This window comes from Confluentibacter flavum (genome assembly GCF_002843175.1).
GTDB lineage: Bacteria > Bacteroidota > Bacteroidia > Flavobacteriales > Flavobacteriaceae > Confluentibacter > Confluentibacter flavum.
The window spans coordinates 1-14,350 of sequence record NZ_PJEO01000028.1; the positions used below are offsets into that span (position 1 = coordinate 1).

The following is a 14,350-nucleotide window of genomic DNA, read 5'->3' on the forward strand; positions in this document are numbered from 1 at the left end:
ACCCGTTGTGCATTATGATTTAAAAGAAAAAAGTTGTCCATATTACTGATAATCAGTAAATTGTTTTAGCGATAAAACATTAATTATGAACAACTTAAATGCAAATTACGAAAGAATATTGGAAGTATTACAAAAAATATCAAAAGAACAACTTTTGGACTATCAAAGACGTCGACCGAAGCTGAGTGATTTGGAACTGATTTGTTTAAGCTTAACAGCTGAATTTATGGGAATAGATAGTGAGAATGATTTATTTAGAAAGCTCCCTGTCATTATTGCCTCAAAAATAGACAGGAGCGTCTACAATCGAAGAAGACGGAAATTAGTAGGTTACATGGATGATATCCGATTAAGATTAGCCTCTCATTTTAATGAATTTGAAGATTATTTTATAGTGGACAGTATGCCTTTAGAGGTTTGTAAATTATCACGAAGTTCCCGTTCGAGAGTCTGTAAAGAGGATGCCTATGCTTTTCCTGACAAAGGCTATTGTGCCTCCCAAGGTTCCAATTATTATGGTTATAAGCTGCACGCCGTCTGTTCTATTAAAGGTGTTTTTCAAAGTGTCGATTTGAGCCCTGCATCGGTACACGATGTCAATTACCTTAAGGACATTAAAGCACAAATGGGCGATTGCACTTTAATTGGAGATAGAGGGTATCTATCAGCAGAAATACAGCTCAATTTGTTTGAAACCTGTAACATAAAGCTAAATACACCTATGAGAAGCAATCAAAAAGATTATAAAAAACAACCTTACATTTTCAGAAAAAAGAGAAAAAGAATAGAGACATTGTTCTCACAATTATGTGACCAATTTATGATAAGACGTAATTATGCCAAGTCTTTTCGAGGATTTAAGACTAGGATCCTATCTAAAATAGCGGCCCTTACAACAATTCAATATATCAATAAGTTTATTTTTGATAGAAACATCAACAATATTAAAATTAGCATTATTTAAAATGCACAACGAGTTTTATTAACCAAAACCAACTAAATATGTCATCATCAGTTTTAGCCCTCTTAGCCTTTACACCTATTCTTGTAGCCGCCATTCTTTTGGTAGGGTTTAGATTACCAGCGAAAAAAGCAATGCCTCTGGCATTTTTTATTACGGTTGTAATAGCATATTTTGCATGGGATATTTCTTTGATACATTTATTGGCATCAAGCATTCAAGGCCTTTTTATTACTTTCGATATCCTATTTATAATTTTTGGAGCTATTGTACTCTTAAACATATTGAAATATTCTCGAGCGATTGTTGTAATACGTCAAGGTTTTACCAGCATAACTGAAGATAGGAGGATTCAAGTGGTCATAATAACTTGGCTATTTGGTTCCTTTATTGAAGGTGCAGCGGGTTTTGGAACCCCTGCAGCAATTGTAGCTCCTTTGTTAGTTGGACTTGGTTTCCCAACTTTTTGTGCGGTGATGTTGGGAATGATGGTGCAAAGTACAGCAGTAACCTTTGGAGCTGTTGGAACACCTATTTTGGTAGGTGTTAGTGGAGGAATTCAGAGCCCAGAATTAACAGCAGAGCTTACTAGTTCTGGTTTAGGGTTTGCAGATTATATTCAGTTGGTAACATCAGAAGTTGTTTTATTGCATGGTATCGCAGGAGTACTGATGCCTACATTAATGGTTTGTATGATGACTCGATTTTTTGGAAAAAATAAATCTTGGAAAGAAGGTCTGGAAGTGCTGCCCTTTACTCTTTTAGGCGGACTTGCTTTTGTTGTGCCTTATGCTATTACAGGAATATTTTTAGGTCCTGAATTCCCATCCCTTTTGGGTGCGTTGGTTGGAATTCCTATTGTTGTTTTTGCTGCTAAACGAGGTTTTTTAATGCCTAAAAAGGTTTGGAATTTTGAAGAAGAATCAAAATGGCCATCACATTGGATTGGTACGTTAAATGTTAAGTTAAATGTTGCTGATGAAAAAATAAAGATGTCTTTGATAAAAGCATGGGTACCATATGTATTGCTAGCCGTTTTATTGGTTTTGTCAAGACTTACCCATTTACCTATAAAAAGTTGGTTGCTTAGTGTAAAAGTATCTTGGGCAGACATATTTGGCACTTCTATTTCAGCAGCTAGTACACCATTATACTTACCAGGAACTATTTTACTTGTGGTTAGTATAATAACCATTATGCTACATAAAATGAAGTTGAAAGCTGTAAAAACTGCTTTTTCTGAAAGTGCTAAGATGCTATTGGGTGCTGGTTTTGTATTAATATTTACAGTGCCTATGGTGCGAATTTATATTAATTCTGGTGTAAACCCATCAGATATTCCAGGAATGCCAATTGCTATGGCAGAATTTGTTGCGGCCAAAGTCGGGAATATTTATCCGATGTTTGCCCCAACTATTGGAGCCCTTGGCGCATTTATTGCAGGTAGCAATACTGTAAGTAATTTAATGTTTTCACTTTTTCAATTTGGAGTAGCAACCAATTTAGCCATGCCTACAGTGGTTATTGTAGCACTGCAAGCTGTTGGAGCTGCTGCGGGTAATATGATAGCAATTCACAATATTGTGGCGGCTTCTGCAACCGTAGGGTTTTTAGGTAAAGAAGGGCTAATCCTTAAAAAAACGATTATACCAACGGTTTATTATTTGGTTGTAGTTGGAATTATAGGACTCATTCTTATAGCTTAAATTATAAAAGACAAAATTTATGGAAAAAATAGGGTTTATCGGACTCGGCATTATGGGTCGTCCAATGGCTTTACATTTGCTAAAGGGTGGACATGAAGTAACTGTATTGCAAAGTAGTGCAGCAGTTAATGAGTTGCTATGTGCTGGAGCCCATGTGGTATATACACCCAAGGAAGTTGCAAAAGATAGTGATGTTATTATTACCTGTTTGCCTGATTCGCTCGAGGTTGAAACCATTGTTTTAGGTAAGGATGGTATTATTGAAGGCATTTCAGAAGGAGATTTATACATAGATATGTCAACTATAGCACCTGCAACTGCTATTAAATTAGATGGTAACTTTAAACCAGGATTAAAAATAGATTTACATAAAAAAGATATGAAGATTGCCTTAAGAACTGGAAAAGAAAATAACGCACCATTACCGGGTTCGGCACTAGTGGCAAAGCAAATGGATTTTTTGATAGAAAGGGGAGATGGCGCATTGGATCACAGTGCTTTGTCATTGTTATTGCAATAAATAGTTTAGATTAATTAGAATTAAAAAAGCGAACCAGAGAAATACTTGACTCGCTTTTATAAAATCTTCTTAAAAAAAATTAAATGATAGTTTTTAATGCTGATAATAGTATGTTTACATGATTGGCGTCCGAGCTTTCACCCATCAATCCTACACGCCATATCTTACCTGCAAAAGGACCTAATCCGCCTCCAATTTCTATATTATATTCATTCAATAAACGACTTCGCACTTCAGCATCATTAACTCCTTCTGGTATTTTCACAGCATTTAGCATTGTTAGTCTGTATGGCTTTTCAACTAAAAATTCGAATCCCATGGCTTCAAGTCCATCGCGCAAAAGCTCATGGTTTTTTTGATGTCTGGCAAAACGGTTTTCCAATCCTTCTTCCAAAACAATTCTAAGGGCTTCTCGCATCGCAAACATAGCAGATACAGGTGCTGTATGATGATACGCACGTTTAGCTCCAGCCCAGTAATTTTTAACCATACTCAAATCTAAAAACCAACTTTGCACTTTTGTTTTTCGATTGTCCAAAACATCAATAGCCGCCTGACTAAAAGTAACTGGCGATAGTCCCGGAGGTGCGCTTAAACATTTCTGACTTCCCGAGTACAAAGCATCAATACCCCATTCATCTACTTTTAGTTGTGTACCACAATAAGAAGTAACAGCATCAACAACTAAAAGTACCCCAGCAGCTTTGGCCAATTTACTTATTTCTTCTAAAGGTTGTAAGACACCCGTTGAAGTTTCAGCATGAACAATGGCCAATAATTTAGGATTGCAACTTTCCAAAGCAGCTTTTACATCGTCGGCTTGAATGGTAGTTCCCCAAGGTGCTTCTACTTTTATAACTTTGGCACCACAGCGTTCAGCAATGTCTGCCATACGTGTTCCAAATACCCCATGAATACATATAACTGCTTCGTCTCCGGGTTCTAACAAATTAACTAAGCAGGTTTCCATCCCAGCACTTCCTGGTGCTGATACCACAAATGTTAAAGGGTTTTTGGTCTGCATAGTTAATTGAGTCATGGCTTTTATATCATCCATAATCTCTAAAAACTCTGGATCTAAGTGCCCAATTAAAGGCGTTGACATGGCTCTTAAAACTCTTGGATTTGCATCACTTGGTCCAGGACCCATTAGAACTCTATTACTGGTTTTCATTTCGTTAAATGCACTCATATTATTTTGGTTTTAATTATGAACTATTATTATTTATTTTTTACAACTTTAATGACTTCTACAAAGTGTTTTGGTTTAGCACTTGAAAAATGTTCAATTTGATGCCTACAACTAAAGCCACAGGCTACAAGGTCTTCATTTTTTTTCATTTTATCAATGGCAGGAAATAGAATTTCGCTACCTATTTTTTTAGAAAGATCGTAATGTTCTTTTTCATATCCAAAAGAACCTGCCATACCACAACATCCTGAGGGGATTTCGTTAACTTCGTGCCCAGAACTTTTTAAAAGCACTTTCATGGTATTGGTTCCATAAAGGGCTTTTTGATGGCAATGCCCATGAATGGAAACACTTTCTGAAACAGGTTCAAATTTAACATCCAATTTGCCTTGATCGAGTTCATTAGCCAAAAACACATCAATCATCATGACGCCAGTTTTCATTTGTTCAGCTAGACTTTTATCCTTAATCATATCTGGAAAGTCATCATTTAAGGCAGAAGCACAACTTGGTTCGCAAACAACTACTTTTAGTCCCTGATCTAAATATTGTTTTAGACCTTCCAGGGTTTTAGCGCCTTCTTTTTTTGCATCTCTTAAAAAACCATGAGAGATTTTTGGTCGCTGACAACAACCCACGTTTGCCAATAAAACTTCATAACCACATCCACTTAATAATTCATAAGCGGAAATTCCGATTTGAGGCTCATGATAATTTAAGTATGTGTCTGCAAACAATACTACCTTTTTGTTACCAATATTGTTTTTTGATGTGTTTTTTTCAAACCACTTATAAAAAGGTTCTTTAGCAAAATCAGGTAATGTCCTTCTTTTGTCAAACTTAGCAGTCTTTTCTAAAATGGTTTTGAATACTATATTTTTTTGAATACCATTTACTATACCAGCTTTCCATCCAGCAATGTTTGCCGCTGCTTTAGATGAATCTCTAATCAGCTTATCTCTAAATGAGATCCCATTAGCATCATAGTACATTTGAAGCGTGTCGCTTTTCATTTTAGCCATATCGACATTACTCGGGCATTCAGATTTACAAGCTTTACATGATAGGCACAAATCCATAACTTCATGAAGTCGCTGACTAGAAAGTCCATCTTTGAATTGATTGGACATGGCCATTCTTAGCGCGTTGGCTCTGCCTCTTGTAGAATGCTCTTCATCTCGGGTAGCTTTAAAGCTAGGACACATAGTACCGCCTAACACCTTGCGACATTCGCCAACCCCAGTACACATATGTACGGAAGCAGCAAAACCTTCTTCAGCTTCATAAGCGTATTCCGTTTTTATATCTTCATCTTTGTAAGCCGTACCGTATCGTAAATTATGTTCGATAGTTTGTGCTTCAACAATTTTCCCTGGATTCATTAAATTATCTGGGTCAAATAACTTTTTGATTTCAATAAAAACATTGTATAATGTATCTCCAAAAAAACGTTTATTATATGCGCTTCTTACTAATCCATCGCCGTGCTCGCCACTCCATGATCCTTTGTATTTCATAACAAGCTCAAAAGTATCGTCGGTAATATTTTTTAAGCGCTCAATATCTTCAGCCAATCTTAGGTCTAAAATGGGACGTACATGGATAACACCTACACTGGCATGCGCATACATAGCCGCTTTTGTGCCATGTTTTTCACAGACTTTCAGCACTTCATCAATATATTGTGGCAAATGTTGGGAAGGAATCCCTGCATCTTCAATAAATGCCAAAGGTTTTTTATTGCCTTTGATACCAAGCATCAAACCTAGACCTTTCTTTCGGATGACCCATACATCTTCATAAGACTTACCATCTGGAAACAAAGGATAGGCATAACCAAACCCATCTGCTTTTAGTTTTGCTATCATCTTATTGGGTCTGTCCATAACATCCGAATAAGAATCAGCATAAAACTCTACAATTAAAATAGCTTCTGGATTGCCCTCAATAAAATTGCAATGGTGTTTTGTTGTTAGATTTTCTCTGCTTAAATCAATAACCGTTTTGTCTAAAATTTCAACTGCTGAAGGATTGAATGGCAACATGGTCTCAACAGCTGAAATGGCTTCCAGTAAATTATTAAAGTGAACCACGCAAACTGACTTATACTTGGGAAGATCAACCAGATTGAGTTTTAATTCAAGAGTAGTGGCTAAAGTACCTTCACTGCCACAAACCAGTTTTGCTAAATTCCATTGATTGGTATATACAAATTCGTCTAGGTTGTAACCGCCAACGCGACGCATCACTTTTGGGAAACGCTCTTTTATTTCTTCGGAATGGGTGTGAATAAGGTTTTTAATGGTTTTATAAATGGCACCTTCACGATTGGGTTGATTAGACTTTTCTAGATATGCTTCTTCTGAATAATTTTTAAAAAGCATGTTGGTGCCATCTGCTAAAAGTACAGATGCTTCCAATACATGGTCAACGGTTTTTCCGTATAAAATACTTTTTGTGCCAGATGAATTGTTACCCACCATACCTCCAATATTAGCTCTACTGCTGGTTGCTGGGTCTGGTGCAAAATGAAGTCCATATTGTTTTAAAACATCATTTAAATCGTCTCTAACCATTCCAGGTTGAACACGCACCCATTTTTCTGTCTCATTAATCTCAAGGATACGGTTCATGTATTTTGAAAAATCTAAAATCATAGATTCTCCAACAGTTTGACCTGCTAAACTAGTACCAGCGCCTCTTGGAAGAATGGTTATGCCATTTTCAGAAGCTAATTTAATAGCCAATCTTACATCATCATTGGTTTTAGGTAAAACAATAGCAATAGGTTTTATTTGATAAATGCTGGCGTCTGTAGCATACATACCCAAGGAATAGTCATCTAATAAGAGATCGCCTTCAATGCGTGTGTTTAGATTGGTGAAAAGTTTTTTCATATTCAATTTTAAACGCTTCTAACGGTTTTATAGATTGACTACATTGATTGGTTTGCCATCAAGAAATGCTCTTAAATTTTTTATAGTAGTATTCATTAATCGGGTTCTTGATTCTTTAGGTGCCCAAGCAATATGTGGTGTTATGATGCAGTTTTTGGCACCCAATAACACATTATCAGCATTAATTGGCTCTACTGAAGCAACATCTAATGCTGCTCCTGCTACTTTGCCTTTGTTCAACTCATTTTTTAAATCTTCTTCAACAATCAAAGAACCTCTAGATGTGTTGATAATCATCACGCCATCTTTCATTTTAGCAATATTGGCTTTATTGATAATGCCTTTGGTTTCTTCAAAAAGCGGACAGTGTAAACTGATAATATCCGATGTTTTGAATAATTCATCCAATGAAACATACTTACAGGTGTCGGATTCCAGTGCTGGATTTTTACTTCTGTTATAGGCTAAAATATTCAACCCAAATGCTTGAGCCATTTTAGCTGTGGCTTGTCCTATTCTGCCAAAACCAATAATACCCATGGTTTTTCCTGCCAATTCAATAAGCGGATAGTTCCAAAAGCAAAAATCAGGATTTTTGGTCCAATCGCCATTTTGAACTGCTCTGGCATGTTCGCCAACATGATGGCACATTTCAAGCAATAATGCCATAGTAAATTGTGCTACGGCTTGAGTGCCATAGGAAGGAATATTAGTAACCTTGATGCCTTGTTCTTTAGCAGACACAACATCTACAACATTGTACCCAGTAGCCAAAACACCAATGTATTTAACCGAAGGTGTTTTTTCAAGTACATCTTTGGGTAATGGTGTTTTGTTGGTAAATATAATTTCGGCATCTCCAATGGCTTTTATGACCTCTTCATGTTTGAAGTCTGTTCTATCATGAACTACCAATTCACCGTGTTGTTCAATTCCTTCCCAACTTAAGTCTCCGGGATTCAATGTGTAACCATCTAATATTACTATTTTCATTGATTATTGTTTTAAAAAATTAAACTAAAGTCCAAGCTAGATTTAAGGTTCTTTTGGCATTAGCGATTACAATATCAGGATCTTCATCGCCAACAGGGCGTACTTCAAAGCTTAAGAATCCTCGATTTTCAGGGTTCAGAAATCCCACTTCTAGAAGCACTTTTAAGTATTCTACCAATTCTTCCACATCATTTTCCCCTCCTGGATATCCAAAGCGTGGATGTAAGTCTCCATAGGCTGGGTCTACATTATTATTCATTAAACAGTTTCCCATGTGTGCATGTGTAATGAAATCTTTATTTGGCACAATAGATTCTCTGATAGTTTCATGAATCAGAGGAATATGGCTTAAATCGACCATCAGCCCAAAATTATCATAATCCTCTCTAACGGCTTCAGCATATCGTTTTGCTAAAGGTGCGGGACCAACAAGTGCGCATTTATCAACATCGTAATCAAAAATTTCATGTGCAATTTTCATATGGCCTTTAGACTTTGCATAAGCACAGATTTCTTTTGTAGAATCTACCAAAGCTTGAAATGAAGCTTCTTTGGTTTCTTCTTTATAATTGCCACTTAAAAAACCAAATCCTTCGGCTCCAATTTCATAAGCTTCGTCAATTCCTGCCTTTAAATTGCTTATAGCTTCTTGTCGTTTTGATTCATCTAAATGGTTGATGTTCATGCCCGTTGTCAAAAGTCTGGGTTGACCTCCGTATGCTATGGAAAGATGCGATGAATCAAGCATTTTTTTTACATTAGCTCGTGTATCATCATCCTTTATCCAAGTAATTTCAATAGCGTCAAAATAATCGTCAAGGATTATTTTTTTTATGGTTTCTTCAATGGGACCTTCCCCTTTAATGGTTGTGGGATATGCCATAAAATGAACAAGTCCTATTTTGGCATACTTGTGAATTGATTCTATCATTTTTATTGTTTGATTTTTATGATTGGCTCTAAATATAAATAAATGATTCAAATTATCTATCTTGAGCTTACATGCAATTCCTTTTTATCTTCCTCTACTAAACTAGACTCAAGTACTTTTTGTCAAGTACTTTTTGTATTTGAGTCTTTTTTTAGTACATTTTTAAAAATAAAAAATAATTATATTCGATATTATAGTAGTACTAAAATCTATTTTTGCAACTGAAATTTCTAATATATGAATCTCATAGAGAAACTAATAATGAAACAGTTATTGTATCCGATAGTCAAGTAAATAGTGGAAAAAACTTGACAAATAATATTTAAAATGATTATCTTTGCACTATTAGAACTATGAATATAACAACATCCATAAAAACTAAAGTTGCTCGTATAGATACTGGAGAAGTATTTACATACGATACTTTGTCTATTCCTCAAAGTGAATTTTCTGCTGCAGCTAAAGCTTTAAGCCGATTGGTTGCTAATGGAGTTATAAAGAGATATAAAAATGGGATGTACTATAAACCCAAGCAAACTGTTTTTGGAGAACTAAAACCAAGAGAAGATGTATTGCTTAAAAATTACCTCTTTGAAAATGATAAACAGATTGCTTACGTAACAGGAGTTAGATTATATAATCAACTTGGTCTAACCACTCAAGTTCCTAACGTTGTGAGATTGGCAAGTAAGGATAAAGAGATAAAGACAAAAATTGGAAGCTTAGTCATAAAACCTGCCAAAAGTTACGTTTCGGTTACAAAAAAAAATGTGCCCTTACTGCAACTCTTGGACGTCATAAAGGATTTTAAGAACATTCCAGATATGGATAAAATGATAGGTGTTGCTTTTCTAAAAGAAAAAATAGAAAACCTTTCTGATGGAGATAAAGATAAGTTGACCAGTTTTGCAAAATCCTATCCGCCAAAAGTTAGGGCTTTATTGGGAGCCATTCTTGAGGCTCTTTCACTTGAAGATTTGAGCGAATCACTTAAAGAAACCATTAATTATTTGAGTAGCTATGAATTTGGGATATCTAAAAAAGCATTGCCTACTGCCTCAAACTGGAACATTACCTAATGAAACGAGCATGTTAAAAATTTTAACACACAACCGAATGATTAATAGCGAACAGCATCTGACCATTAAAAAAAATAAATAGTAACAGGTGAAATTACACAATTATAAAGATGCCTTTGAAGGTGCCATTGTCGCAACTGCACAACATTTTGGAATTTCAGAAGTCTATATTGAAAAAGATTATTGGGTAACCTTAGCACTCAAACAAATATTTACGGATGCTAATTCCAAAGATATTGCTGTTTTTAAAGGCGGAACATCCCTTTCCAAATGCTTCGGTATTATTGACCGATTTTCTGAAGATATAGATATGGTGGTCATCAAGGAAGATGGCGAAACAGACAATTCTTTGAAGCGAAAATTAAAAAAAGTGACCAGTGCTTTAGAAGTTATTATGACTGAAATTCCCAACCATCCGTTGGAGAATAAACGTGGGAAGATTAGAAAAATAGTTTATGGTTATGACAAGGTAGGTGTTAAAGGAACGTTTGGGCAAGTGAGGGATCATATTGTATTGGAAGTTTCGAGTTTTGGAAATTCCCATCCTTCTGAAAAAGCTGAAATACATTCAATGATAACAGAATTTATAGCCACAACAAATAATCCAGACCTTATCAAAGCATATCAACTTGAACCCTTCAAGGTAACAGTAATCAGCATCGAGCGCACTTTTTGTGAAAAGATAATAAGCTTGGTCAGATTTTCATATACCGATAACCCTTTAGAGGATTTGGCTAATAAAGTCCGTCATACCTACGATTTGCATCAATTGCTAAAGGAAAAGAGAATATCTGCATTTTTAAAATTAGATGATTTTGAAACGATGCTTATCCAAGTAGGAAAGGACGATGATAAAGCCATCCCTAATGATAAAGAGTGGTTGTCCAAACACCCATCAGAATCATTGTTTTTTAGTGAGACCGAGAAAGTTTGGGAAACAGTAAGTAAAACTTATTCAGGCTCTTTTAAGGAGTTACTTACAGGAGAATTGCCTGATGAGAAGGATGTACTCAAATCCTTATTCAGGATTGGGTCAAGGCTAAATGAAATTAAATGGGACATTAATTAATCGATGATTGAAAAAATAAAAGAAACAGCCGATAAGCTCATTGAACCATTACAAAATGTAAAGGATAATGGTGCTAAAAATTATTTTCAACACGATTTTGACTGTTCTTTTTTTCAAGATTGGAATATAACAGATATTAGAGGTTCAGAAGAACATACAGAAGTATTTAATAAGCTTGGAGCAATTAAAGGACCTGTGGTTTATTGGTTTGAAATATTATCCCCAACCTCCACGGAAATTATTAGAAAACTCATTTCAGAATATAAATATTCTGAAGGAGCAAAATCAGTTCCCGCTTTAAAATTGAAGTATTATAGGGAGTCTAAGGCATTATATGTTGGGAAAGTGAAGCGTAATTTCTGGGGAAGAGTGATACAGCATCTTGGATATTATCAGGTGAAAAGAACACAAGGTTTACAGCTCTACCATTGGGCAAAAAATATAGGTTTAAAAGTAAGATTACACGCTTTCGAGTTTGAACCAGAGATGGAAGATTTGATTTCCGTTTTTGAACTTAAATTTGCACGTATGCTAAAACCTATAACTGGAAAGCATTCTTAATTTAGAAAAAAATGAGCACGATAAAGACCGTACAGCGATTAGAATTTGAAAAAAAGGAGTCCTACATCTGTGATTCGATATTTAATATATTGACTTTCAATTATTTGAAACCCATTCATATCAATCCTGTCATCCCGACGAACCCTATTTTTATAAAATTAAAACACTGTTAATTGTATGATTTTCAGTGTTTTTTTATTTTCTTTTCTTGGATTAGCTTTAAAATCAGTTCAAAAGTGATCTATTCGGGTACCTCTTTTTTCATTTTTAGTCCCTCTTTAGCTTTTGACTTTCGCTTCGATTTGACTTTCAAAAACAAATCGATTATTAACTTAAAGCGAGAGTATATACAGGTTTCAAGAATATTTAGTATTCATTTTTGGCTGAATTTTATATAATATTTTGAATTTGTCACTCAAGCCTAATTTTGATAACATACATTAGGGCAACACGATCCACTAAGCTGTTCTCTTTGAATTTTTGTAGGTTCCATATCGAGGAAAGCATGTTTCGTATCATCTTTCAAAGACTTTATGGTTAAAAGGGTCTTTAGGTTAGGGATTCGTTAATGATAGTTCAAATGCCGTTGTGAATTTATCATTGGATAATACAAACGAGCTTTGTATGTGATCAATATTACCAATATTTGATAGTTTGTTGAGAACGAATTTCTGATAGGCTTCCATGTCACGCATCATGACCTTTACTAAAAAGTCATAATTGCCACCTATATGATAGATCTCCATGACATCCGGAACGGCCTCCATCTCCTTTATAAAACTGCCCACATACGTAACACCATGGTTTTTAATGGATATGGATATGAACACCGTCAGCTTTCGGTCAATGTGTTTGGGATTCAATAAACAAACATATTTATGGATGACCCCGTTTTTTTCGAGGCGCCTGATACGCTCAAAAATGGGTGTGGTGGTCAAACCTAATTTTTCCGCAAGGGCTTTGGTGGTAATCCGCGCATCCTTTTGAAGGATATTAAGGATTTTTTTATCAACAGTGTCTAAGGTAAAGGCCATAAAAAGAAAATAATTATATAATGGATATGTTTTTCGATTGTAAATATAATTATTTTCTTTTATATCACTTTATTTTAGTGTTATTTTCTTTTTATAGGCTATTTGTTGGTTTATAAGAATATAAAAGTCGTATTTATTTGTTACATTTAGATATGTTAATTAAATCGGTTAACGGCCACAATATGTTAAAATTGCTAAGAAAATTCGAGAAAATGTCTCCAGAAATCGTGTTTGAATGGAAGGATCGGGAATTGGGGGCTGAAGGCTGGCTGGTTCTAAATTCCTTGCGTGGGGGAGCTGCAGGTGGTGGTACTAGAATGCGAAAAGGACTCAGTAAACAAGAGGTTGTTTCGTTAGCTAAAACCATGGAAGTTAAGTTTACCGTTTCGGGACCTGCCATAGGCGGTGCCAAATCTGGAATCAACTTCGATCCTATGGACCCCAGAAAGAACGACGTTTTAAAACGCTGGTATAAAGCGGTGATGCCTTTGCTGAAAAGTTATTATGGTACCGGTGGCGATATGAATGTTGATGAAATTGCCGATGTGATTCCTATTACCGAAAGTTATGGCTTGTGGCATCCGCAGGAAGGCATTGTAACTGGTTTTTTTCACCCGAATGAAGCCGAAAAGGTTCATAAAATTGGACAATTGCGATTGGGGGTTTCCAAAGTTATTGAAGATAAGGAATTCACTCCCGATATCCGTGCCAAATATACCGTTGCCGATCTTATAACGGGATACGGTGTTGCGGAATCCATAAAGCATTTTTATGCCTTATGGCAGAAAGATATCACTGGTAAACGTGCCATTATCCAAGGTTGGGGCAATGTGGGTTCTGCTGTGGGGTATTATTTGGCTAAGTCAGGTGTTAGGATTGTTGGCATTATGGATATCAATGGGGTGGTTATAAATGAAGCGGGTTTTACACTTGATGCCATCGAAGCCTTTTATACCAAAGGATTACAATCGGATCAAACCATCGAATTTAATGTTGGGAATGATATGATTTGGGATGTTGAAACCGATATTTTTGTGCCTTGTGCCGGTTCGCGCCTTGTCCAGATAGATCAATTGGAAAAATTGGTTAAAAATGGATTGGAGCTCATCTCCTGTGGTGCGAACGTGCCTTTTACCGACAAAGAAATATTCTTTGGGAAAACATTGGCATATGCCGATAATCATGTGGCGGTGATACCTGATTTTATTGCCAATTGTGGGATGGCCAGAGTCTTTGCCTTCTTGATGAATGGTGTTAAAGAGATTACGGATGACACTATTTTTAAGGATACATCAGATACCATTTATAATGCCTTGGCACGGATACGGAAAGTCCATACAAGTGATCGTCATATAACAAAAAAAGCATTGGAGATTGCCATAAGCCAATTGGTAAATTAATGACCTC

General features: G+C 35.7%; 12 protein-coding genes. 7 read left to right on the forward strand and 5 right to left on the reverse strand.

The features are described from left to right. The first annotated feature begins 85 nt into the window (after positions 1-85). Genes CSW08_RS08525 through CSW08_RS08535 form a run of 3 tightly spaced genes read left to right on the forward strand, consistent with a single transcriptional unit; the run spans position 86 to position 3,187 of the window. Positions 86-964, forward strand: coding sequence for an IS982 family transposase (locus tag CSW08_RS08525; RefSeq protein ID WP_106658080.1), 879 nt, complete (start codon positions 86-88; stop codon positions 962-964). Positions 965-1,002: 38 nt separating this feature from the next. Continuing rightward, a complete protein-coding gene (locus tag CSW08_RS08530; RefSeq protein ID WP_106659470.1) occupies positions 1,003-2,667 on the forward strand; it encodes an L-lactate permease in 1,665 nt (554 codons plus the stop codon). A 19-nt stretch (positions 2,668-2,686) separates the two neighbouring features. Continuing rightward, on the forward strand, positions 2,687-3,187 hold the full coding sequence (locus CSW08_RS08535) for an NAD(P)-dependent oxidoreductase (RefSeq protein WP_106659471.1): 501 nt from the start codon (positions 2,687-2,689) through the stop codon (positions 3,185-3,187). Positions 3,188-3,266: 79 nt separating this feature from the next. Here the strand turns inward: CSW08_RS08535 and CSW08_RS08540 are convergent, their stop codons facing one another. From CSW08_RS08540 to CSW08_RS08555, 4 genes are read right to left on the reverse strand one after another with little or no spacing between them, the layout of a single operon-like run. After that, positions 3,267-4,379: a pyridoxal-phosphate-dependent aminotransferase family protein gene (locus CSW08_RS08540; RefSeq protein ID WP_106659472.1), complete on the reverse strand. Its 1,113-nt coding sequence runs from the start codon at positions 4,377-4,379 to the stop codon at positions 3,267-3,269. A gap of 29 nt (positions 4,380-4,408) precedes the next feature. After that, a complete protein-coding gene (locus CSW08_RS08545) occupies positions 4,409-7,276 on the reverse strand; it encodes an FAD-binding and (Fe-S)-binding domain-containing protein (RefSeq protein WP_106659473.1) in 2,868 nt (955 codons plus the stop codon). 27 nt (positions 7,277-7,303) lie between these two features. Beyond that, positions 7,304-8,269, reverse strand: coding sequence for a D-2-hydroxyacid dehydrogenase (locus tag CSW08_RS08550; RefSeq protein WP_106659474.1), 966 nt, complete (start codon positions 8,267-8,269; stop codon positions 7,304-7,306). A 19-nt stretch (positions 8,270-8,288) separates the two neighbouring features. Next, complete coding sequence (locus CSW08_RS08555; RefSeq protein ID WP_106659475.1) at positions 8,289-9,200, reverse strand: sugar phosphate isomerase/epimerase family protein; 912 nt, start codon at positions 9,198-9,200, stop codon at positions 8,289-8,291. A 353-nt stretch (positions 9,201-9,553) separates the two neighbouring features. Between CSW08_RS08555 and CSW08_RS08560 the strand changes: the two genes are divergently transcribed. From CSW08_RS08560 to CSW08_RS08570, 3 genes are all read left to right on the forward strand, one after another. Further along, positions 9,554-10,279, forward strand: a complete 726-nt coding sequence (locus CSW08_RS08560; RefSeq protein WP_106659476.1) for a DUF6088 family protein — start codon at positions 9,554-9,556, stop codon at positions 10,277-10,279. A gap of 88 nt (positions 10,280-10,367) precedes the next feature. Next, the gene (locus CSW08_RS08565; RefSeq protein WP_106659477.1) at positions 10,368-11,348 is read left to right on the forward strand and encodes a nucleotidyl transferase AbiEii/AbiGii toxin family protein; all 981 of its coding nucleotides are present in this window, start codon (positions 10,368-10,370) and stop codon (positions 11,346-11,348) included. Between the two features lie 3 nt (positions 11,349-11,351). After that, positions 11,352-11,909, forward strand: a complete 558-nt coding sequence (locus tag CSW08_RS08570; RefSeq protein ID WP_106659478.1) for a hypothetical protein — start codon at positions 11,352-11,354, stop codon at positions 11,907-11,909. Between the two features lie 554 nt (positions 11,910-12,463). On the opposite strand, the gene CSW08_RS08575 is transcribed toward CSW08_RS08570, so the two are convergent. Beyond that, positions 12,464-12,943: an Lrp/AsnC family transcriptional regulator gene (locus CSW08_RS08575; protein WP_106659479.1), complete on the reverse strand. Its 480-nt coding sequence runs from the start codon at positions 12,941-12,943 to the stop codon at positions 12,464-12,466. 182 nt (positions 12,944-13,125) lie between these two features. Between CSW08_RS08575 and CSW08_RS08580 the strand changes: the two genes are divergently transcribed. Beyond that, on the forward strand, positions 13,126-14,343 hold the full coding sequence (locus CSW08_RS08580) for a Glu/Leu/Phe/Val dehydrogenase dimerization domain-containing protein (protein ID WP_106659559.1): 1,218 nt from the start codon (positions 13,126-13,128) through the stop codon (positions 14,341-14,343). Positions 14,344-14,350 lie beyond the last annotated feature (7 nt).

Excerpts from the sequence above, each read along its gene's own strand:
- CSW08_RS08525 (WP_106658080.1), top strand. The coding sequence starts at position 86 with ATGAACAACTTAAATGCAAATTACGAAAGAATATTGGAAGTATTACAA.
- CSW08_RS08530 (WP_106659470.1), top strand. The coding sequence starts at position 1,003 with ATGTCATCATCAGTTTTAGCCCTCTTAGCCTTTACACCTATTCTTGTA.
- CSW08_RS08535 (WP_106659471.1), top strand. The coding sequence starts at position 2,687 with ATGGAAAAAATAGGGTTTATCGGACTCGGCATTATGGGTCGTCCAATG.
- CSW08_RS08540 (WP_106659472.1), bottom strand. The coding sequence starts at position 4,379 with ATGAGTGCATTTAACGAAATGAAAACCAGTAATAGAGTTCTAATGGGT.
- CSW08_RS08545 (WP_106659473.1), bottom strand. The coding sequence starts at position 7,276 with ATGAAAAAACTTTTCACCAATCTAAACACACGCATTGAAGGCGATCTC.
- CSW08_RS08550 (WP_106659474.1), bottom strand. The coding sequence starts at position 8,269 with ATGAAAATAGTAATATTAGATGGTTACACATTGAATCCCGGAGACTTA.
- CSW08_RS08555 (WP_106659475.1), bottom strand. The coding sequence starts at position 9,200 with ATGATAGAATCAATTCACAAGTATGCCAAAATAGGACTTGTTCATTTT.
- CSW08_RS08560 (WP_106659476.1), top strand. The coding sequence starts at position 9,554 with ATGAATATAACAACATCCATAAAAACTAAAGTTGCTCGTATAGATACT.
- CSW08_RS08570 (WP_106659478.1), top strand. The coding sequence starts at position 11,352 with ATGATTGAAAAAATAAAAGAAACAGCCGATAAGCTCATTGAACCATTA.
- CSW08_RS08575 (WP_106659479.1), bottom strand. The coding sequence starts at position 12,943 with ATGGCCTTTACCTTAGACACTGTTGATAAAAAAATCCTTAATATCCTT.
- CSW08_RS08580 (WP_106659559.1), top strand. The coding sequence starts at position 13,126 with ATGTTAAAATTGCTAAGAAAATTCGAGAAAATGTCTCCAGAAATCGTG.